This is a genomic window from Luteibacter sp. (assembly GCF_009912395.1).
GTDB lineage: Bacteria > Pseudomonadota > Gammaproteobacteria > Xanthomonadales > Rhodanobacteraceae > Luteibacter.
In genome coordinates this window covers 53978-75566 of the sequence record NZ_WNDO01000027.1, presented here as the reverse complement: position 1 = coordinate 75566, position 21589 = coordinate 53978, and the positions used below count along the sequence as shown (strand labels likewise).

Genomic DNA, 21589 nt, shown 5'->3' with positions numbered 1-21589 from the left:
TGACCGTGGTAGCCAATACTGCTCGCGCGAGCACCGCGCCCTGTTGGAGCAATACGCTTTGATCGCCAGCATGAGTGCCAGAGGCAACTGCTACGACAACGCAGCAATGGAGAGTTGGAACCACAGTCTGAAGGTCGAGGCCATCCATGGTGAACACCTCGCCACACGGGAGCAGGCCAAGGCTCATGTGTTTGACTACATTGAGGTTGACTACAATCGGATCCGGCTGCACTCGACCCTGGGCTACCTCAGCCCAGAGCAGTACGAGCTGGCCAATGTCGCTTAGATAGGTGTCCGTAAATCAGGGGCAAGATCATCCGCAGGCATAGCGAACGCGCGCTCAACGCCCCTCGCTGAGCGCCTCGTCGACGATCAGTTGCGGACGGCCTTGCGAACAGGGTTCCAGTCGGGCCGTCACGCGATACACGCGCTCGACGGTCGCGGGAGAAATCACCTTCGCGACGGGTCCCGCCGCCTCTACGCGCCCTTGGCGCAGCATCACGGCCTCGTCGGCGAAACGCAGCGCGACGTTGAGGTCGTGCAGCACGATCGCGGTGACCATGCCGCGCGCCCGCGTTTCGGCAGCGACCATGCGCATCACCTGCAACTGATGGTTGAGGTCGAGCGCGCTCAGCGGCTCATCCAGCAGCAGTACGGATGGTCGGCGTACCAGGGCCTGCGCCAGGCCCGCCAGTTGCCGTTGACCGCCGGAGAGCTGGTCGAGGAACAGCATCGCGAGTCCGTCGATACCCAGGCTCGCCAGCAGCGCCATGGCTTCGGCGGGTTCGACCTTGCGTCCCGAGCCCGCATGCGCCGCAGCCAGCACAGATTCCAGCACGCGCAGGTGCACGCCGGCCGGTAGCGCCTGCGGCAGGTAGACGGTGCTGCCGCGTGTTGCGGCGCCGGTGACTACGGCGTCGCCAAGCTGCACATGCCCGTGCACGGGTACCAGGCCGGCCAACGCGCGCAGCAGCGTGGACTTGCCGCTGCCATTCGGCCCGAGCAGGGCCGTGACTTCCCCGGCACGCCAGGGGCCGATGTCGATGCCATGCAGGATCTCGCGTCCGCCCAGGCGCACCTGCAAGCCACGGGCGAGCAGCGCGCCATTCACGACATCCTCCCGCTCGCGCGCACCACGATCACCAGGAAGAACGGAATCCCCACCAGCGCGGTAACGATGCCGACCGGGATGATCACGCCGGGCAGGATGCCCTTGGACGCGATGGAGGCCAGCGACATCACCAATGCACCGACGGTGACGCAGCCGGGTAGGTAGAAGCGATGGTCTTCGCCGAACAGCGAGCGCGCGATGTGCGGCGCCACGAAGCCGATGAACCCAATCGTGCCGACGAAGGACACCGTGAGCGCCGACAAGGCCGAGACCCGCAGCAGCGTACCCAGGCGTAGCCGCTTCACGTCCACGCCGAAGCTCGCCGCGCGATCCTCGCCAAGCCGCAGCGCGGTCATCGCCCAGGATTGCCGCAGCGCGAGCAACAGGCCCAGCACGAGCGCCACGGTGAGCACGCCGAGCTTGGTCCAGTCCGCGCGGACCAGGCTGCCGAGCGTCCAGAAGACCAGTCCCTGCAAGGCATCTTCCGTCGCGACGAACTGCAGCAGCGAGACGAGCGCATGGAAGACGAAGACCAGCGCGATGCCCATCAGTACGACACCGGCCGTGGGCAGCGCTCGCCAGCGTGCCACGCCATCGAGGATGAGGGCGCTCGCCAACGCGAAGGCGAAGGCGTTGATCGGCACCTGCCAGCTCACCGGTACGCCGGGGATGTGCAGGTCGAGCACGATGGCCAACGCGGCGCCGAACGCGGCGGCGGCGGACACGCCCAGCGTGTACGGGCTTGCCAGCGGATTGTTGAGGATGGTCTGCATCTCGCCGCCGGCCAGTCCCAGCGAGGCGCCGACCAGCACGGCCATCAACGCATACGGCAAGCGGACTTGCCAGACGATCACCGAGACCTCTGGCGACACCTTGTCGGGGGACACCAGCGCGCGCCACAGGTCGCCGATGGCCAACGGCGACGGGCCATGAGTGAAATCCATGGTTACGGCGAGCACGATGAGGGCCACCACGCCCAGCAGGCCAAGGCAGCGCAGCGCGTTTAGCCGGCGATAGCGCCGGCTCGCGTCCGCATGGGCCGGGTCCAGCGCCTCTGGTGGCAACGCGCGTGTCATGGCTTGTCTCCGTCGATCCAATACGTGCCGCCCGGCGGTACGGCGAGGAAGCGCGAATAGAGCTCGGCCTGGGTCTTCGCCGGATCGATATCGGGGAAGCAGCCCGGATAGAACCAGCTTACGAAGGCTTCGATGGCCACGATGTTGTAGGGCGAGTCGTAGTAGTTGTGCCACAGCCCGTGGACGTGTCCCTCGCGGATCGCCTTGATCGCGGTCAGGCCGGGACGCGTCAGCAATGCATCCAGCGAGCGCCGCGCCTCGTCGGCCGGGGTCTGCGCGCCGATGTGCAGTGCCGGACGATCGCCTTCGCGACGGCTGCCGGTGGCGACGTAGACATCGGGTGCGGAGGCGATGACCTGTTCCAGGTTGAGGTCGCCGATCACGCCGGGCAGCAGGTCGGCCGCGATGTTGATACCACCGGCCGCCTGCACGAGTTCACCGAGGTTGCCCTTGCCGGCGGTGTGGCAGCAACCACCCCAGACGCCGGCCAGCAGTTCGATGAAGACTTTGGGATGTTCCGCGGCAGGCACCGACGCCACTGCCGCGCGCACGCGGTCCATGTGCTGGCGGTAAAAATCGAGATAGGCCTTGGCCTGCGATTCGCGGTGCAAGGCCTTGCCCATCAGCTCGATGCTGGGCGCGGTGTCCTTCAACGGGCTCTGGCGAAAATCGACGAAGACCACCGGAATACCGGCCGCCTCGAAACGCTGTACCAGCGCATTGTGCCGGCTGGGACCGTGGCCACCGACGCTGAAGATCGCGATATCGGGTTTCAGGGCCAGCGCCTTTTCGACGCTCACCGTTGCCTCCGACGATTTACCGATCAGCGGAATGCGGTCGATGCCAGGGAAGGCCTGGCGGTAAGTCGCCCAGGTCTGCGGGTCGAGGGCTTCGAGATCACCCTGCCATCCGACGATGCGTCGCAGCGGATCCTTGCCTTCCAGCAGGGCCATCGCATAGAGGAGACGGCCTTCACCGAGCAGCACGCGCTCGACGTGGTCGGGCAGGGTGACACGGCGCCCGGCCATGTCGGTGACGGTTTCACCGGCGTGGGCCAATGAGGCCGTGAGGACGAGAAGCAGCGGCAGGACGGTGCGCACTGCGCGACGGAACGTGGACCACATGGGGAGGGAGGCGATCATCGGGGAAACATCCCATTCTGTGATGCCGATGTATTGGCGAAGTGTCGATGCCGCACGTCCCTATGTCGTCGCGTATCGGCGGGTATCAGACGTCCGCCCAGTGCCTGAGCAGGTTGTGGTAGACGCCGGTGAGTTCGAGCAGGGAGTCCTTGTCGGCCTGCTGCGCCGTGAGGCGCTGGATCGCGACATCCATGTCGAAAAGCATGCTGCGCCACTGATCCTGGCGGACCAGGCTTTCCACCCAGAAGAAGCTGGCCCAGCGTTCGCCGCGCGTCACCGGCTCCACCTTGTGCAGGCTGCTGCCGGGATACAGCACCATGTCGCCGGCACCGAGCTTCACGGCGTGCGTGCCGTAGGTGTCGCGGATGACGAGTTCGCCGCCGTCGTAGCTTTCCGGCTCGGCGAGGAACAGCGTGCACGATACGTCGGTGCGCACGCGTTCGCGTACGCCCTTGATGCCGCGCACCGCGTTGTCCACGTGGAAGCCGAACGATTCGCCATCCGCATAGCGGTTGAACAGCGGCGGATAGATCCGTCGCGGCAGCGCCGCCGACATGAACACGGCATGTGCCGTGAGGCGACGGATGATCTCGTCGCCCAGCACGCGACCGATGGGATCGTCCTCATCGACTTGGCGATTGCGCTTCACCTCGCCCGACTGCGCGCCGGCGGTGGATTTGCCGTCCACCCACGACGCGTCGGCGAGCTGTTCGCGTAGGCGGGCCGCTTCGTCGGGGGTGAATACGTCGGGAAGGGTGAGCATCATGGGCGGGGTTTCCTCAGAACGACAGGTCCGCGCTGACGATGGCGGTGCGTCCGGCACCGGGTACGCCATACAGCTGGAAGCCGTCGAGCGACGCGCCGATGCGCGCGTAGTAGAACGTGTTGAAGACGTTGTCCACGCTGAGGTTCAGGTGCAGGTGGCTGTTCACGCGGTAGCGCGCCGCGATGCTGTGCACCCAGTAGGACGGTGCCTTTTCCGTATCCAGCGCATAGATCGGATACACGCCGGAGGGGCCGGTCGCATAGCTGCTGTTGTTGTTCAGGCCGCCCACGTAGCGGTTGTCGCTGTAGCGACGCTTGCCGACGTACTGCACGCCGTAGCTGAGCGACAGGTCCGGGGTGACGGCGTAGCTGGTCCAGATATTACCCGACCAGTCCGGCACGTTCTTGGCGGCGATGCCGTCGTTGGCCCCCTTGGTCTGCCGGCTGATGAGGCGCGACAGGCCGGCGAAGATCGACCACTGCTGGGTGAGCTGGCCCTGCGCGCCCAGCTCGAAGCCGTCTACGCGCTTGGCGGGCAGCGCGCGCACCGGCGCGGTCTCGCCTTCGGCGTACTCCCACGAATTGCTCAGCTCGGTGCGGAACACCGCGCCGGTCAGCGAAAGTTGGCCATGGAGCAGGTCCCACTTGCTGCCCGCCTCCCAGGTTTTCGACTTCGCCGGGGTGTAGGCCTTGGTGTTGGCCGCGCCATAGATGAGGTTGTTGGTAGTCGCGCCCAGCGCGGACGGCTCGGCCGCCTGGCTGTATGACACATAGATGCTGCCGGGCTCCACGGGCTTGTAGACCAATCCGGCGCGTCCGCTCCATGCGCCGTCGTCGCTGCGCGTGGTCTGCGTGCCGACCTGGGTGGTCCGTGCTTGCCAGCGGTCGTAGCGCTGCGAGGCGAGGGCCTGCCAGTGCGGCGAGAAGGTGATGGTGTCGGCGGCATAGACCGCGCCGTCGGTGATCGTCGAACGTGGCTGGCCCACGCCCTTGCGCGTCCAGGTGCCCGGGAAGCTGTGCGACGGATCGGCGAGGTCGAACCACAGGTCGCCGGACGGCACGTAGGCGTCGCGCGCGTGGCCGCCGTAGCTCTCGCGATACAACTCGATGCCCGTCACGAGGTCGTGTTTCCAGCTACCGGTATCGAAGCGCAGGGTCACATCGCTCTGGTTGTCGAGCATCGTGTAGCGCGTGGACGTGCCGAAGTCGTTACCGCGCAGGATGCCGTAGGGCTGACCGTCGAGGTTGGTGTAGTCCGTATAGGAAGGCACGCCGGAGGCGCTGGAGAGCGGGCCGAGGCCGGCATAGCCAAGCGTCGCGCAACGCGGTCCCGTGCAGGTCTTGCGACCGTTCGCGCCGGCCGAGAAGAAGCGGGCGGGCGAGAGCACGCCGAAGTTGTCGGTGCGCTGCCAGCGGGTCTGGTTGCGCAGGTGGACGTCGTCGCTGGCTTCGTGCTCGATCTTCAGCGTGAGCGAATCGCTGGCGGTCTGCTGCGTGTACATGCCGGCTGCGCCGTACCACGCCGAGCGCGGTACGCCCGGGATCGGATCGCCGCCCGTACCGCGCTGGATCGGCAGGCCGCCATCCGGCACGTTGCGATCGCGCTGGTGGAATCCGTCGATATAGACGTGCGTGGGGCCGTCGAGGCCCAGGCCGAGTGAGGCGGCCACGCCACGGCGGTCGTAGTCCGTGGTGTCGCGATCGACCACGCCATTGCGATGGCCCATCACATTCACGCGCAGTGCGCTGCCGTCGCCGATCTGGTGGTTGATGTCGGCGGTGAGGCGCCGGTACTCCGCCGAGCCGGCGCCGACCGAGATGTGGTTGAAGTCTTCCAGGCGGGCTTCCTTGCTCACCAGGTTCACGCTGCCGCCCACGGCGGCCACACCGGATTCGACCGAGCCGGTGCCCTTGTAGACCTCGACCTGGTCGAGGTTGAAGGTGTCTGTTCGGCTGGACATGCCCGCGTCGCGGACGCCGTCCACCGTGAGGCTCTGTTCCGACGAGAAGCCTCGGATGGTGAACAGGTCGCCCCAGCCCAGGTTGCCCTCGCCGGACATGAAGGTGATGCCCGGCACGTTGCGCAGCACGTCCTGGAGGGTCTGCGCGTTCTGCTCGTCCAGCACGGCCTTCGGCACGATGGTGATGCTTTGCGGGGTATCACGCAGGGGCTGGGTGAACTTGGGCGAGGACACCGTATCCACCTTGTACGGCGAGGACGCGTCGGCATCCACGCGGATCGAGGGCAGGTTGGCCGCTTTTTTCTGCGGGGCGTCGGTATCGGCATCGGTGGCATGCGCGGGAACGGCAAGCACGGCGAGCGCGAGGCCGAGGGCCAGCGAGCCGGCCAGCGGAGCGAGGGTGGGGCGGTCAGCCTGGGCGTGGTACATGGGATCTCCTGTGGCGAGCGATTGCGTCACGAAGCTCGCTCCCACAGGTGGTGGCGCTGGCTTGGAACAATTCTCATTTCGATGTCGTTAGACTAGATCCCGGTTGTTTTGGACGGTTGTCGGAATCGACATGGCTCGTATCGATATGTATTGGAATGTGTTGGCAGTGGCCCCGCGCACGGGAGGCTCGCGATGAACGCGCGGGTGCCTTCGCTGCTCGTGGTCGACGACGATCCGGACATCCGTTCGCTGCTATGCGAATACCTCACCGAGGCCGGCTATCGCGTCGATACGGCGGCCGACGGCCCGACCATGTGGACCTCGCTACGCCAGCGGACGCCCGACGCGGTGATCCTCGACCTCATGCTGCCGGGCGAGGATGGCCTCAGCCTGTGCCGTACGCTGCGAGCGACCAGCGACGTGGGCATCGTGATGCTGACCTCGCGTGGCACCTTGCTCGATCGCATCATCGGTCTTGAAGTGGGGGCCGACGATTACCTGCCGAAGCCGTTCGATCCCCGCGAACTGCTCGCACGCATCAAGGCCGTATTGCGGCGACGTGACCCGGCCGCGCCGCGCGAAGAACACGGCATGCGTGGGACGGAGCCGTCGGCGCACGCGGCCGATGCACCCTTCCTGCTGTTCGCCGGCTGGAAGCTCGACGTGGTCGCCCGGCAACTGCTGTCGGCGGACGGCAGGGCGATCAGCCTCGGCGGTTCGGACTTCCGTACCATGAAGACGCTACTCGACCATCCGCGCCGTCCGCTGTCGCGTGACTTCCTGCTCGATCATGTCTTCGGCCGCAATGCGGCGCCGAACGACCGCGCGATCGATGTCTGCGTCAGCCGCCTGCGGCAGCATCTGGAAAGCCGTCCGCGCAGCGCGGAGATCATTCGCACCGTGCGCAACGAGGGCTACATGCTCAATGCCGAGGTGACGCGCGCGCATGTCTAGGCTCTGGCCACGCACGCTGTCCGGTCGCATCGCGATCATCCTCGTCGTGGGCATGATCGCCTCGCAGTTGATCACGGGCACGGTCTGGTACGACGCCCGCTATGGCAGCGTCGCCGAGGTGCCCGTGCGCAGCGGTGGCGCACGCGTGGCGGATATCGTGACGCTGTACGACGCGTTGCCAGTGTCGTCGCGTGCCGCATGGACCCGCAGCCTGGGCGAGGGTGGCGTGGAGATTGCCCCGATCGTGGCGCCCGGCAACGCAATGGCCCGCAAGCACCCCCATCCGGCCGATACCCTTCTGGCGGATGTGCTGCGTGCGCGCTTTGGCGAAGGGCGTTTCGTCACCCGCCCGGTCGAATTGCGCGATGAACATGGCGAGCCGATCGGCCCGGTGTCCGTGTTTTTCGCCCGCATGCCGTTCGCGCGCCTCGATGTGGATGCGCAGCTGCGTGACGGTTCGTGGGTGAACGTGCGGCTGGTCGGCGGTCAGGAGGGCAGGGACCTGCGACCCGGCCTCGCCGCGGCGGATTATTTCCTGCGTATTTACCTTGTGCGTCTGCTGGCCGTGGTGCTGCTGTCGTTCCTCGCCGTGCGCCTGGCGATCCGGCCGTTGGAGACGCTGTCCGCGGCGGCGGAACGACTGGGTCGCAACCTCAACGCCGCGCCGCTCGATCCCAAGGGCCCGCAGGAGGTCCGTCGCGCCGCACAGGTGTTCAACCTGATGCAGCAGCGTCTGCTCGACAGCCTGCGCGAGCGCGCGCGTTTCCTCGCGGCGGTATCGCACGACCTGCGCTCGCCGATCACCCGCCTGCGCCTGCGTGCCGAACGCATCGAACCGCCGGAACTGCGCGATCGCTTTCGCGACGAACTGGCGGAAATGGAAGCGATGATTGCCGCCACACTCGACTTCGTCAGCGGCTCCAACGTGGAGGAAGATCGTCGCCAGGTCGACATCGACACGCTCGTGCGCGCCGTGGCCGAAGACGCCATCGAGGCCGGCGGCCGCGTGGATGTTGCCGGCACCACCGCTGCGCAGATCTGGGGCTACCCGCGTTCGCTGCGCCGTGGCCTGCAAAACCTCATCGAGAACGCGGTGCGCTATGGCGGTGGACACGCCACGGTGACGATGGACGATGTCACCCGTGACGGCACGCCAGGTATCGCCATCTCGATTGCGGACGAAGGGCCGGGTATCCCCGAGGATGCTCTGGCGCTCGTCTTCGAGCCGTTCTATCGCGTGGAGGGTTCGCGCAATCGCGCCACGGGCGGTACGGGCCTTGGCCTGGCCATCGCGCGCACCATCGCCCAGGCGCACCATGGCGATCTCGCCTTGCGCAACCGCGCCACGGGAGGGCTCGAGGCCGTCCTGTGGCTTCCGTTCTCAGGGACGGGCGACGTCAGCGCGACGTGAGCTGCCCGGGTTCCGTGACCAAGCCGATCATGGCGTGGACGCGATCGAGCGTCGCCTGTGATACCGGTGGCTGTCGCGGATCGTCGTCGTCCCGGTGCGGTGGGTCGAGCAGCTCGCGCAGGTCCAGCTTCTGCGTGCGCGACGACGGCGTGGTGGTGTCGCTTACCAGCTTGGCCATGACGTACTTCTTGTCGTGGGTGGTCTGGCTGGCCGATTGCGTCACGCTGGCGTCGGTGAGCCGGCCCTTGGCATAGGCGATATGCGTGTCGCTGCTGGCCGAGTCGTCGACCTGCCGATAGATGTAGTTCTGCGACTCCGGCTTCGTCGTCAGCTGCAACGACAGGCCGGCCGAGAGCGCCATGTGATAGCTGGCCTTCAGGCGCGAGGCCTGATGCTGGTCGATCGTTCGGTCGAGGGGGCCGGTGCCGCCGAACTGGGTCGATTGCGACAGCTGGTACGAGAACGAATCTACCTCGTCCGGATGCAGCGGGTTCGGTGAGGAGCCGGCCTGTCCGATCGACGCCGTGAAGTCGGCGAGGCCGGTCAGCACGGCATGGTCGTTGGTGTTCAGCGCGCGGATGCCGTCGCTGGGCCCGGTGGCGGGCGTCGGCGGATACGAGGCGTTCAACTGGCCGAACGCGCTCTTGAACAGCGCCACGAGGTTCTTGTCGCCACGGCCGCGGCTCGCGGCGGCGTCGATCTGGTCGAGGTAGTTGGACACCGAGGCCTTGCGTTGGGCCTGGTTGCCCCAGGTCGCAGCGTTACGCATGTCCATCGCCACGTCGATCTTGCCGCCGGGGCCGTCGACCTTCACGGTGCGTGTGTCCGCACCCGAATGGAATTCGATCGTCTGCGGTGGGCCTTCGCTCGTGGGTACGCGGGCCTTGAAGTCCACCGAGGCGATACGCGAATCGCCTTCGGTGAGCCCTTGCAGGGACAGCGTCGGCGGCTCGGTGCCCAGCCCGTCGAGCATGTCCTGGAACGCACCGCCCAGCTTGGCGACCGACTGGCGATCCTGCTCGCCAAGCTCCGCGCTGCTGTGCATGTCGATGGATAGGCCGCCGTCGCCCAAGCGCAAGGACAGGGTCACGCTGGCGCCGCTGGCCAGCTTCACGGTGAGGGACGCTTCGGCGGGTACGTCCGGCGACGCCAACGGCGGCGCGATACCGTCGACCGGGGCGGCTGCCTTGGCCTTGGCATCCAGCGACACGTCGGACGGATCGGCGCCAAGACGCGAGAGCAACGCCTTGCCCAGGCCAGCGAACAGACCAGGAGCGGACGATGAGCCGACGTTGCGCTGGAGCATGGCGCCGAGCGCTTCGTTGGAATAGCGCTCCGCTGGGCTCTGGTTGCTGAAGGCGTAGGTATCGACGGCATCGCTGGACGACGCACCGAGGGTGACCGTTACCGACGGCGGCGGCGTCGCCACGGCGGCGCGCTGCTTGACGGTGGCGAGGAGGCGGTCCTGCCAGCCAGTGGTCGGCGGGGGCGTACCCTTGAGGCTCAGGGGATTCATCGTGCGTATCCTGCGAACGGCTCCTTGTGCAGGGTTTAACGGCGACCTTCGTGATTACTTGAGGGGCAGGTCGCGGAGGAACAGCCGGTAGGCCGGGTTGGCCGTTTCCTCACGGTAGGCGTAGCCCAGGCCGGCCAGAAACCGGTCCAGTGCCACGCGATCCGCTGGCGGTACCTGCATGCCGACCAGGGTGGAGCTGTAGTCGGCTCCCTGGTTGCGGTAATGGAACAGGCTGATGTTCCACTCCGGCGCCATGGATTGCAGGAAGGTCGTAAGCGCCCCGGCACGCTCGGGGAACTCGAAACGGAACAAGCGCTCGTCATTGGCCGCCGCCGAACGTCCGCCCACCATGTGCCGGATGTGCTGGCGCGACAGTTCGTCGCCGCTCAGGTCCACGACGGGAAAGCCCGCACCCTCGAACACGGCCTTCAGGTCGCCGGATTCCCGCGTGTCCTCGATTTGCAGGCCGACGAAGATGCGTGCGCGGTCGTCGCCATCCATGCGGTAGTTGAACTCGGTGACGTTGCGCTGCCCGATCAACTGGCAGAAATGCAAAAAGCTGCCGCGCTCTTCGGGGATGCTCACCGCGAACAGCGCCTCGCGCGCACCACCGGCATCGGCGCGTTCCGCGATGAAGCGGATGCGATCGATATTGAGGTTGGCCCCCGAAGTGATGGCGACGAAGGTACGGCCGGAGCTCGCAAGGGCCTTCGCATACTGCCGCGCCCCGGCCACCGCCAAGGCGCCGGCAGGCTCCATGAGCGTGCGCGTGTCCTGATAGATGTCGCGGATTGCGGTGCAGACCTCGTCGGTGTCCACGAGCAGGACGTCGTCGAGATAGGCCTGGCACACGCGAAAGGTTTCCTCGCCGACCAGCTTCACCGCCGTGCCATCGGAGAACAGTCCGACCTCGGCCAGCGTCACGCGCCGTCCGGCCGCGATCGACTGGGCCATGGCGCAGGAGTCGCGCGTCTGCACGCCGATGACCTTCACCTCGGGACGCACGGCCTTCACGTAGCTGGCGATGCCCGCTGCCAGGCTGCCGCCGCCGATGGGTACGAAGATCGCGTCGAGATCGCCCTGGTGCTGGCCCAGGATCTCCATCGCCACGGTGCCCTGGCCGGCGATGACATCGGGATCGTCGAACGCGGGAACATAGGTCATGCCGAGGCGCCGCTGGAGTTCGACGGCATGGGCATGGGCGTCGCTATAGGATTCGCCGGCCAGCACAACGTCGACAGTCGGGCCGCCGAAGCGCCGGGTGGCGTCCACCTTCACCCGGGGCGCGGTCTGCGGCAACACGATGGTGGCCTTCACCCCCAGCCGCGCCGCCGACCAGGCGACGCCCTGGGCATGGTTGCCGGCGGAGGCCGTGATGACGCCGCGCGCCAGGGCATCCGCGCCGAGCTGGCTGATCCGGTTATAGGCGCCACGCAGCTTGAACGACGCCACGGGCTGGGTATCCTCGCGCTTGAGGAAGATGCGATGGCCGAGCCGCTCGGACAGGGACATGGCCTGCTGGAGGTCGGTGCGTTTCGCCACGTCGTAGACCCGTGCCGTGAGCGTTCGGCGCAGGTAGTCGTTCAGATCGGGCGGCGAGGGCGCATCGGCGTGGCGCAGGGTGGTCGAGGGCATGGTCGTATCTCCGTAGGGGCGTTCCCTGGATCGGAGGCGGGCCATGAAAAAACCCGCCTCTGGAGGGCGGGTTTCGGTCACCTGACGTGCGCGATCAACCCACCATCGTTGGGATGGGGGTAATAATCGACACGATGCGGGTGGTCAGGTTCGACATGGGGCCATGCTTGATCGGCGGCCGCTTCCTTGTCAACCCGTGTTTTCCGTCAGGGGCATCACCGCAGTTCGAAAGGCAGTCGTTCGACGTCGTCAAACATCGTCTCGTACCTTTCCTGGAGCCGCACCCATGATCCGTTCGCTTCTTGCCGCCGGGCTTGCCCTGGCACTGAGTTTCCCGGCCTTCGCCGCGGTCAAGCCATTCCCGCCTGCGTTCCGCAGCCAGGATATCCAGGCCAACGGCGCGACGATCCATGTCCGCGTAGGCGGCAAGGGCCCCGCGGTCGTCTTGCTGCACGGCTTTGGCGATACGGGCGACATGTGGGAGCCGCTGGCTGCCGCACTGGTGGGCAACCACACGGTGGTGGTGCCCGATCTTCGCGGCCTGGGCCTCTCGTCGCATCCGGAGGCGGGCTACGACAAGAAGAACCAGGCGGCCGACGTTCGTGCCGTGCTGACCCAGCTCGGCATCGACCATGCCGTGGTGGTGGGCCACGATATCGGCACGATGGTCGCTTACGCCTATGCCCGCCGGTACCCTGACAAGACCGACCGCCTGGTGGTCATGGATGCCCCCGTGCCGGGCATTCCGCCCTGGGACCAGATCGTGCGATCGCCCCTGCTATGGCACTTCGACTTCGGCGGCCCGGACATGGAGCGCCTGGTGGCCGGCCGCGAGCGCATCTACCTGGATCGTTTCTGGAACGACTTCGCGGGCGATCCGACCAAGATCGATGAAGCGACCCGCCAGCACTACGCCGAACTCTACGCCCGCCAGGGCGGCATGCACTCCGCCTTCGCCCAGTTCCGCTCCATCCGCCAGGACGCCGACGACAACAAGGCGTCGCTGACTGACAAGCTCACCATGCCCGTGTTAGCTATCGGCGGCGCGAAGTCGTTCGGTGCGAACGAGGCCATCGTGATGCGTAACGCGGCGGCCCACGTCTCGGAACTGGTGGTGCCGAATGCGGGGCATTGGCTTATGGAGGAGGCGACCGATGTCACCGTTGCCGCGGTGCGTAGTTTTGTGGATGGGAAGCCGCTGGCGGGAGCAAAGGCCGAGTAGTGGCATTTGGTGACACGGCGACTCCTTGCGAACTCTTGTTATTTTTCCTTGATATCGACGATCTTGAAGTCGGGGGCTGGGCCCGAGGGCGTCAGGTCCATGCTGTTGATTCTGATAACGCGATCCTCTGTGAAAAGGAGGAACGTGTTGTCTTCGAGATTAACAACATGTGTGGGCTCGGTGGTCCAGCAGTTACTCTTTACATTGAAGTCAGCGACCATCTTTGTGCGTGGGGTAAAGCCGGCCTCGCTAGCCTGGAATCGCGACGCTTCCGTGCTAATGACATAAGGAGTGGATTCGCAGATTTTGTCACCGCTGAACAATTGACTGGCATTGCTGACGTCCTTCAGCTTGGCCCCGACGATAACGTCATGACCTTTACCATCTTTCTCCCAGCCGGCACTGATCGATGGATCAGTCAGGTCTACAGACGAAGGACGAGCTCGTCGGGATTCGTACCGGTGCCCTGACGAGTCTGAGAATGTATACGCCTTACCGTCAACATGGACGTCGACCCGTTCACCGGTGAAGAACTCCAGGCCTTTAGCGGCGCCGGACACGGGGGCGGAGATCATCCAGAGTTTTCGGGGGCTACTATTTAGATCGGTGATGATGGCAGTTTCCGAAAAATCACGTTGCGCCTGGTGGGTTTGGGGCCAGCCCGAGGGATAGCTTGAAGCTTTACTGTCTGCCAGACAGGGGGTTGCGATCGCGGCAGCAGCACTCGTCATTACCAGCAGCAAAGTCACATGATGCATTGATCGGGGCTGGGAAGACGGCATGCAGAAATCCTTTTATAAGTAATTGATTATTTAGTTTTGACTTGTGCAGGTGGGCAAAGGCAAAGGCACCAAATCCGGCGAGCGGAATCATTTTGGCTTACGCGTTATGGGATTTTGCTAGCGCATCAAACAAAGCAATACGCTTCTTGAGGCGATACAGGAAAACCCGCCTGCAAAGGCGGGTTCATGTCGCTCCAGTTCACATCATTTGAGCGTCTTGAGATTCTTGGCGAGGTCATCCCGGACGAGCTTGGGGTCGAAGTCCGACAGGTTTATCCAGGTGAGTCTCATCGGGAAGTCCAGCGTGGATCGGCGAACGACAGGACCCTTCTCGCCGTTATATACCGACGAGGCTTCCACGCGCTGGAGATGCCAAGCGAAGAACCGACGACACCAGTTGAACGTATAGGCCGTGCCACCGCGGGGCAGCAGGTTGACGTAGGCGATTTGCGTTGGCGTGACGGTGAGCTGGTCATTGGCCGCCAGTGTGCCGGCGGTCTTGTTGGTCTCGTTGTTGATGCAGTCGACGACGTTGCTGTTGTGCTCCGATGTGGCCACTTTCGCATGGTCGCCCCTGAAAACGATCAGTTCACAATGCGCGGGCTTCTGGGGATCATCGGACGCATAACGGACGGCCACGACCGTTCCGGACGCATCGAGACCCAGCGGGCTGGCGCTTTTCATCGCGATGATGGTGTCGTCGGGCCCGAACTGGGATCGGATGTTGTCGGGAATTTGCGTGACGTCGGCGGCCATGGATGCCGACGCGGCAAGATAAAGGGCTGCCGCGATTCCCGTGAAGCGAATACTGCGCATCGGCTGTCTCCCGAAAGGCAAGAATTGGCTAACATGACGTACGTCAGGGGCGGCGCCAGCCGAACACGGTGATGTCATCCAGACTCTTGCTACAGGGTTCCTGGTTTTCGTACGCGTTATGAGTTAGCAGCCCCGAGTCTGCTCGGGCAACGATATCAGATTCTCGTCAAAAGGAATTGCCATGACGCAATCGGTCCAGCCCGCGACGACGACGGAGTGCCCCCTGGGTCCGGACGACCTGGATCTGCTTCGGGCCCTGCGGCGAAACCTAAAAGGCGCAGCCATCTTCCATGTGCTCGTGAGCACGCCGTTCGCATTTGCCCTGGTGGCGATGGGCTGGGTGGCCTATGACCTCGGTAGCCACGACAGCCGGGTGTCCGGGCTGGTCCTTTTCTGCCTGGTCTGTGCATTCTTCTTTATGCTTACCGTGTACTTCGGGATAAAGAACACCCGCCTGTTTCGCTATCTCGGCGCGGTACTGCGATCCCCCGGCATGCTCGTGAAGACCGTGGTCCGGGGTGAACTGGGTGGCATCGCCGATAGGGACGGCATCGCCCACTATGAGGTTGGGGGCCAGTTTTTCCCCGTGAGGATTCCCATCCGCCATGCGAACAATGGGAACCTCCAGCTCATCCCGTCGGCCGGGCGCCTGAAAGGGCTGCTTTACCAGCCCGTGGTGCTTGAGCGCGTCGAGCTTCCGGGTACGCCTGCACCCATCTTGCTTAAGGTGGATTACCAGGGCTATCTGCCGATCGTCGCCGAACGCGCGGCGTCGGAGGAGGAGTGCCTTGAATTGGCCGCATGGGATTCCACCGGCCTGGTGTTGTGGATGACCGGGATCTTCTTCGCGATGTTCACCCTCCTGCTGCTTTCGCTGTTCGGACGTATCGCAGGCGGTGTCTTTTTCCTGCTGGGCGTCGCCACCGTCACCGGGGTGTGGCGAAAGATACGGTCCTGGAAGGACATCAAGCCACGTACGCTCACCATCACCGGTGTCGTGGTCGAAGTCCTGGATAGCTCGGTCGCCGTCGGAAGGATGAGCGAACTCCAGCGCTGGTACCGCATTGGCGATCGCCTCTATCCCTCCGGAAGGACGACCCGCGATGACGACCCCATCACCTGCGGCAGCGTCGTGAAGATCATCTATGTGGACCGAAGCCCGAGGGGAGGGCGCATCCTGCGTATGGAGTCGATGGCCTGACGGGCGATACCTGGCGGATTCAGGGCGCTGGCGATCCGTGATAAATGCATGATAATATTCAATTATGTAATTTTATATAAATTATATAAAACAGCATAATTGGAGAATAAAGTGACCACTGACTTGCGCTTTCCCCGGTCCGAGCTTGCGGGTGAAATGGTTGTGTCGCTGTCGGGTCGCCTTAAATGGAACAGCGACGCGGATGGTTTGTTCCTTGCCGCGCCGAGAAGAACGGGTAAATCCACCTTCCTGCGCAACGATCTTAAGCCTGCTCTGGAAGCCGAAGGGGTCGAGGTCATCTATCTCGATCTCTGGGCGAATCTCCAGGTCGATCCTACCGATCAGATCTACACGGCGGTGGGCAGGGCATTGATGGCTAGCGCGGGTGTCATCGCGAGGCTGGCCGAACGTGCCGGGTTGGACAAAGTGAAAGTCGGCGCGGGCGGCTCCTCCTTGGAATTCGACGCGACGAAGATTGGCAGGATGCCCGGATCGTCCCTGACCGACGCGTTACGGGTATTGTCGGAGAGTGCGGGCAAGGTCGCCCTGATCCTCGACGAAGCGCAGCATCTTCTGGTGAGCGATCGCGGGGACGATGTGGCGCGAGAACTGAAGGCTGCGCGCGACACGCTGAATTCGCCGGGTGATGTGAGCCTCATGCTGGTGATGTCCGGCTCCGACCGTGACAAGCTCGGGCGTCTAACCAATGCCAAGTCGGCCGCGTTCTATGGCTCACGTGTGCGCCCCATGCCACTGCTGGATGACGATTACGTCCATTGGATGTGCGGTTTGCTGGCTAAGAGCAATCCGGCATTGGGTGGCATCGATGCCACGAAAATCCTGGCTGCTTTCCGTATGCTGGGGAATCGTCCGAAAGAAATGGATGCGGCGATCAGCAATGCATTGAATCCCAGGCTCAATGCTGGATTGGCATTCGAAGATGCCGTGTTGGAGGAGGCCTCCCGGCTTGTCGCGGCCGAGCACGCACGCTATCGGGATACCTTCCTGGCGCTGACGGATGTACAGCAGGCGGTGCTAGCTTGTCTGCTTGAGGCTGGGGATACCTTCGCACCTTTTGGCGCTTCGGCATTGAGCGCTTATTCCGATGTGCTCGGGCGCCCGGTATCGGCTTCTGCGGCGCAGGTCGCGCTCAATGCCATGCGGGAAATGACTCCGCCACTGATATGGAAGTCAAACCGGGGCGAGTACGCGCTGGATGATCTCGGGATGGAAACGTGGCACCAGCAGAAGAAACAAGACGGCCGTTGGCCTCCGCGTGCCTGAAGATTTCGATGGGCGTATCCGTCCAGGTCATGATTCCGTCTAGGATTGGAGTCATGGCGGCCATGTAGATCCGGGTATCCATGCTTCTGTAGGAGCGCGCTTGCGCGCGATGCCAGGTTGCCGCGAGCACCCGTCGCGCACAAGCGCGCTCCTACAGAGGGTGTGTCAGTCAAGGCGGGCGGCCATGCAGAAGCCGAGGGCCGATGCGGTCGATATCGCGAGTCCGCCCCCCGTGCTTTTCAGGATCGCCAGGGCCAGGTTTTCGCTTGGATCGACCCACACCTGCGTTGTCAGGTCGAGCAGCGCGAATAGGGCGGCCAGGAAGAAGACGAATGACACCGCGCAGAAATCCCGCGCACTGCGGCATGATCGCGAGCGGCCGTGCATGCGGTTGACGTAGACAATGAGATTCACGGCGAGTAGCACGATGCCGCCGGTGAGGATCGGGATGATGGGAAGCACGGTCAATCGCCTCCGAGCGTGACTTGCGCGTCCCATATGCGACGTACTTTCGCCTGTTGGACGCATTGCGTGCTCATGCGTGTTAGCAAAGTGGTTGCGCCGATCAGGCGTATGAGGTGCTTACGGTTCGGCAGGTCCATATCGGCGAAGGTTTCCGCCAACACCTCATTGAGTCCTTCGGCATACGCCAGCCATTCGCCGGCATCGTCGAGCAAGGTATCGAGGCTGGCATCGGGATCGAGGACATAGCTGCCCTCGCCGAGCCGACAGAGGTCGTCTGGTGCGCTCATGGTGTTCTCCTTGTGGCCGCGCTTGCCGAGCGGAGCACGCCTCTCGACGTACTCCTCATCACTCGACCGGTGAGGCGCTATCGCCCCACGCCTCCCCGCGAAGGGGTTACGGGCGGCTGGAACTCGATTGATCGACGTTAGTCGTCCTTATCCGCGCCACACGGCAACGCGCCGGGTGGTAACGGCTAGGCAAAAGGCATAAGGGTGACGGGCGTCGAGACGCTTCAGTCGTGGCCGGACATGTGCCGGACCGCTCGCGTGCCGTCGGGGGGAATGCCGCGTCCAAGCGGTGGACGGGGGAATGCCGTAGAATTCGACATAGCTTCATGCCTGTTGTAGAGGATGAGGTCAGTGGAGGGGGCTAGGATGGCCGTTCGAATCCCCTCTGCGCTTTTCACCATGATGGTGAGCAATGGTTGTCGATGCTTCTTCTTCGCATCCGATCCATCGACAACTGCCGGAGAACGTATCAGAACATCTCCGGATTGTCTGTAGTCCTGAGCCATCTGCGCGACCAAAAGTTGCGATGTTTCTTTCCGCATCGCTATCGTGCACGCGCTTATAGCGAACCCTCTCAATCCCCCTCACGTCGTTCCAGCGTACGCTGGAACCCAGTGCGGTGCGTTCGGTTTTTGCGGGTGCGTCGCCTACACAAAGCCGATGGTGCGTTGTCGCCTTGCTGGTAAACCGAGGCGCTGGGTTCCTACGTGCGCAGGAACGACGGTGGGCGTTTGGCTCGTCGTTCCAGCGCAAGCTGGAACCCAGTGCGATGCAGCCGGTTTTTGCGGGTGCGTCGCCTACACAAAGCCGATGGTGCGTTGTCGCCGTGCTGGTGAACCGGGGCGCTGGGTTCCTGCGTTCGCAGGAACGACGGTAGGTGTTTGTCTCGTCGTTCCAGCGCACGCTGGAACCCAGTGCGATGCAGCCGGTTTTTACGGGTGCGTCACCTACACAAGGCCGATGGTGCGTTGTCGCCGTGCTGGCGAACCGAGGCGCTGGGTTCCTGCGTTCGCAGGAACGACGAGTGAGAGGTTGTCGTTCTTCGCTCGTGTTCGACCACACTTAGCGCTTTCGTGCGAACACGCCATCCAGCGCCAACTCGGCGACGAAACCCGATTTCTCCAATCGTCGCGAGACCTCACGCGGCACATCACGGCCGCTGGTGAGCTTGTTGGGGCTGCCGGTGTAGTGGAACAGTTTCCCGCCGCGACGCAGCACGCGAGCGAGCTGGTCGTAGAACGATTGTGCATAGAGTTCACCGGCAATGCCGAAGCGCGGCGGATCGTGCAGCACGGCGTCTACCGAGGTGTCGGCGATCTCGCGAATGGCTTCGGAGACATCGGCGCGGGTGAAATCGAGACGCCCGCCGCTCGACGCGGCTTCGGGATCGGGTGACCACGGATTGATCGTGCGCAGCCACATCACGTCCGGATTCTTCTCGAACGAAACGATGCGCGATGCGCCCGCATCGAGGCAGCAGGCGGCGAAGTAGCCCATGCCGCCGCAGGTATCGAGCACGACCTTGCCGGCGGGTTGCACGAGGGCGACCTTGCGGCGTGCGTCGTCCAGCGGCGATTCCTTCGAGGTGGGCAGCATCTTGATGCCGTCGATCTCGAAGGTGGGCACGCCCCATTCGGTGGGCACCAGCTTGATGAGTGAGCCGGAGAAGCGCGCGGCGCGGTCGAAGTCTTCGCCGTCCCAGTAGTAGACCGTGCGGTCCTTGAGGCCCTCGGGATACGGGTAGTCCACGTCGTTCCAGCGCCAAGTATCCACGCCGAGGAACGCCGTGCCGGTACCGCGCCCCAGGTCCATCGAGCCCGACCACGTGGTATCGCCCGTATCGCGCGCGGTGAGCAGCGCGGTGGCGATGTCCGAGGTGAGCAGGGGACCGGAATAGTGGGGCACGGAGGGGACTCGAAAGCGGGTGGGCCGCCGATTATCCCCCAGGAAGCGGTGGCGGCGCCAAATCGCCCGTCCGTTGCCGGAAACGTGACGGGGTTCATGGGTGGCGCGTTCCCTGCCGTTTTTGTGGGGTGGGGTGGCGGGCGACAACACGTTGCATCACAGGCGGGTAGGGGCAAAGGGCCCGCCAACGATCCTTCAACGAACGCCATGGGGTAAACCAATGCGTAAGAAGACGTTCCTTAGCGTGTGCCTGGGTCTCGCGCTCGGCCTCGGTGCCAGCGTGGTCGCCGCGCAGACCGCCGGCGCCAAGCTCACCGAAATGGCCGGCGATGTCGCCATCGAGCAGGCCAACCCGGCCAGCATCGGCCAGGCACAGCTCGCCAATCCGCGCGCGCTGCCGTCGTCGGTGCGCGTGCAGGTCGCCGCGCCCGACACGCGCACGCTGGCCAGCGCTCGCACCGCCTCGCTCCAGCGCGAGCAGGGCGTACCGCTCCAGGTCGGGCTTGGCCTGAAGAACACCAGCCCGGATATTGACCTCGCCGGCCTCAACTGGGTGGACCTGCCCGATGGTCGCCATGTCGCGCAGTTCCCCGTCGCGTCCAGCGGCGCGGGTGGCCTGCGTGCCGCGATTCGCCTGGAAGCGAACGGCGGTCGCGTGCCGGACGGCGTGGTGCTGCATTTCGTCGGCTCGGGTGCGAACGTGTTCGAGGCAACAGGCAAGGACTTCACACCGGGCCAGTCGTACTGGACGCCGGCGGTGGAAGGCGATTCGCTCACGGTCGAGCTGGTGCTGCCGCGTGACAGCCACCCCGGTGATTTTCACCTGAGCGTGCCGCAGGTGTCGTACTTCGGCGCCTCGCCGTACAAGGCCGGCTACAGCGATGGCTTCGGCAGCAGCGGCAGCTGCGAGAACGACGTGGTGTGCAGCACCAACTCGGGCAAGGCCGCCTACGACAACGCCACGAAGGCCGTCGCCAAGATGCTGTTCACCGATTCGTCGGATGGCGGCAGCTACATCTGCACGGGCACGCTGCTCAACAACAGCAACTCGCCCAAGCGCCAGCTGTTCTGGTCGGCCGCCCACTGCATCGCGGACCAGACCACGGCCAGCTCGTTGCAGACGATCTGGTTCTACAACACCACGCAGTGCCACGGCTCGGCGTCGACCATCAACAGCGCGGTTACCGTGCTGACCGGTGGTGCGACCTTGCTGCATCGTGACGCCTCGCGCGACACCCTGCTACTGGAACTGAAGAAGACCCCGCCGGCTGGCGTGTTCTACCAGGGCTGGAACTCCACATCGATCGCCAATAACTCGTCCACCACGGATATCCATCATCCGGCGGGCGATGCGAAGAAGTATTCGCTGGGTACGGTCGGCGCGGTCAACGCCAACTACAGCAGCCGCACGCACATGACCAAGGTCAACTGGACCTCGAGCGTCACCGAAGGCGGTTCGTCGGGTTCGGGCCTGCTGACCATCGCGACCGATGGCAGCTACCAGCTGCGTGGCGGCCTGTTCGGTGGTCCGTCGAGCTGCAGCGCGTCCAGCGCCAACAAGAACGACTACTTCTCCGATTTCGGCGGCGTCTACTCGCAGATCGCCTCGTACTTCGGCCCCTGAGTG

General features: G+C 64.5%; 19 protein-coding genes. 7 read left to right on the top strand and 12 right to left on the bottom strand.

Annotated features, from left to right (window positions below; all coding sequences use genetic code 11):
* A partial coding sequence (locus GAK28_RS20075) for an IS3 family transposase (protein ID WP_291783619.1) occupies positions 1–286 on the top strand: 286 nt, incomplete at its 5' end.
* Between the two features lie 54 nt (positions 287–340).
* On the opposite strand, the gene GAK28_RS20070 is transcribed toward GAK28_RS20075, so the two are convergent.
* The 5 genes from GAK28_RS20070 to GAK28_RS20050 form a co-directional block, all read right to left on the bottom strand.
* Entirely contained in the window at positions 341–1111 is a 771-nt protein-coding gene (locus GAK28_RS20070; protein WP_291783616.1) for an ABC transporter ATP-binding protein, read from the bottom strand.
* Positions 1108–2187 (bottom strand): iron ABC transporter permease, encoded by a 1080-nt coding sequence (locus GAK28_RS20065; protein ID WP_291783612.1) that lies wholly within the window; start codon positions 2185–2187, stop codon positions 1108–1110. Before GAK28_RS20065 ends, GAK28_RS20070 begins: the two co-directional genes overlap by 4 nt.
* Positions 2184–3329, bottom strand: coding sequence for an ABC transporter substrate-binding protein (locus GAK28_RS20060; RefSeq protein ID WP_291783609.1), 1146 nt, complete (start codon positions 3327–3329; stop codon positions 2184–2186). The genes GAK28_RS20065 and GAK28_RS20060 overlap by 4 nt, the downstream gene beginning before the upstream one ends.
* Positions 3330–3414: 85 nt before the next feature.
* The gene (locus tag GAK28_RS20055) at positions 3415–4095 is read right to left on the bottom strand and encodes a Fe2+-dependent dioxygenase (RefSeq protein ID WP_291783605.1); all 681 of its coding nucleotides are present in this window, start codon (positions 4093–4095) and stop codon (positions 3415–3417) included.
* A 13-nt stretch (positions 4096–4108) separates the two neighbouring features.
* Complete coding sequence (locus tag GAK28_RS20050) at positions 4109–6484, bottom strand: TonB-dependent siderophore receptor (RefSeq protein ID WP_291783602.1); 2376 nt, start codon at positions 6482–6484, stop codon at positions 4109–4111.
* 192 nt (positions 6485–6676) lie between these two features.
* Between GAK28_RS20050 and GAK28_RS20045 the strand changes: the two genes are divergently transcribed.
* On the top strand, positions 6677–7438 hold the full coding sequence (locus tag GAK28_RS20045; protein WP_291783599.1) for a response regulator: 762 nt from the start codon (positions 6677–6679) through the stop codon (positions 7436–7438).
* Complete coding sequence (locus GAK28_RS20040; protein ID WP_291783596.1) at positions 7431–8849, top strand: ATP-binding protein; 1419 nt, start codon at positions 7431–7433, stop codon at positions 8847–8849. Before GAK28_RS20045 ends, GAK28_RS20040 begins: the two co-directional genes overlap by 8 nt.
* Here the strand turns inward: GAK28_RS20040 and GAK28_RS20035 are convergent.
* Entirely contained in the window at positions 8836–10365 is a 1530-nt protein-coding gene (locus tag GAK28_RS20035) for a hypothetical protein (RefSeq protein ID WP_291783593.1), read from the bottom strand. The two genes, GAK28_RS20040 and GAK28_RS20035, sit on opposite strands and share 14 nt — an antisense overlap.
* A gap of 54 nt (positions 10366–10419) precedes the next feature.
* A complete protein-coding gene (gene ilvA, locus GAK28_RS20030) occupies positions 10420–12000 on the bottom strand; it encodes a threonine ammonia-lyase, biosynthetic (protein ID WP_291783591.1) in 1581 nt (526 codons plus the stop codon).
* A 286-nt stretch (positions 12001–12286) separates the two neighbouring features.
* Here ilvA and GAK28_RS20025 point away from each other — a divergent pair, with 286 nt between their 5' ends.
* Positions 12287–13222, top strand: coding sequence for an alpha/beta hydrolase (locus tag GAK28_RS20025; RefSeq protein WP_291783589.1), 936 nt, complete (start codon positions 12287–12289; stop codon positions 13220–13222).
* A gap of 38 nt (positions 13223–13260) precedes the next feature.
* On the opposite strand, the gene GAK28_RS20020 is transcribed toward GAK28_RS20025, so the two are convergent.
* Both GAK28_RS20020 and GAK28_RS20015 read right to left on the bottom strand, forming a co-directional pair.
* The gene (locus GAK28_RS20020; RefSeq protein ID WP_291783586.1) at positions 13261–14004 is read right to left on the bottom strand and encodes a hypothetical protein; all 744 of its coding nucleotides are present in this window, start codon (positions 14002–14004) and stop codon (positions 13261–13263) included.
* A 204-nt stretch (positions 14005–14208) separates the two neighbouring features.
* Complete coding sequence (locus GAK28_RS20015; RefSeq protein WP_291783583.1) at positions 14209–14760, bottom strand: hypothetical protein; 552 nt, start codon at positions 14758–14760, stop codon at positions 14209–14211.
* Between the two features lie 241 nt (positions 14761–15001).
* Between GAK28_RS20015 and GAK28_RS20010 the strand changes: the two genes are divergently transcribed.
* A complete protein-coding gene (locus tag GAK28_RS20010; protein WP_291783581.1) occupies positions 15002–16021 on the top strand; it encodes a hypothetical protein in 1020 nt (339 codons plus the stop codon).
* Positions 16022–16132: 111 nt separating this feature from the next.
* Positions 16133–17305, top strand: a complete 1173-nt coding sequence (locus GAK28_RS20005) for an AAA family ATPase (protein ID WP_291783579.1) — start codon at positions 16133–16135, stop codon at positions 17303–17305.
* A 165-nt stretch (positions 17306–17470) separates the two neighbouring features.
* Here the strand turns inward: GAK28_RS20005 and GAK28_RS20000 are convergent, their stop codons facing one another.
* From GAK28_RS20000 to GAK28_RS19990, 3 genes are all read right to left on the bottom strand, one after another.
* Positions 17471–17767: a hypothetical protein gene (locus GAK28_RS20000; RefSeq protein ID WP_291783578.1), complete on the bottom strand. Its 297-nt coding sequence runs from the start codon at positions 17765–17767 to the stop codon at positions 17471–17473.
* A gap of 2 nt (positions 17768–17769) precedes the next feature.
* Positions 17770–18057: a hypothetical protein gene (locus GAK28_RS19995; RefSeq protein ID WP_291783575.1), complete on the bottom strand. Its 288-nt coding sequence runs from the start codon at positions 18055–18057 to the stop codon at positions 17770–17772.
* A 1062-nt stretch (positions 18058–19119) separates the two neighbouring features.
* Positions 19120–19962 (bottom strand): SAM-dependent methyltransferase, encoded by an 843-nt coding sequence (locus GAK28_RS19990; protein ID WP_291783574.1) that lies wholly within the window; start codon positions 19960–19962, stop codon positions 19120–19122.
* A 220-nt stretch (positions 19963–20182) separates the two neighbouring features.
* Between GAK28_RS19990 and GAK28_RS19985 the strand changes: the two genes are divergently transcribed.
* Complete coding sequence (locus GAK28_RS19985) at positions 20183–21586, top strand: serine protease (RefSeq protein WP_291783571.1); 1404 nt, start codon at positions 20183–20185, stop codon at positions 21584–21586.
* Positions 21587–21589: the final 3 nt, after the last annotated feature.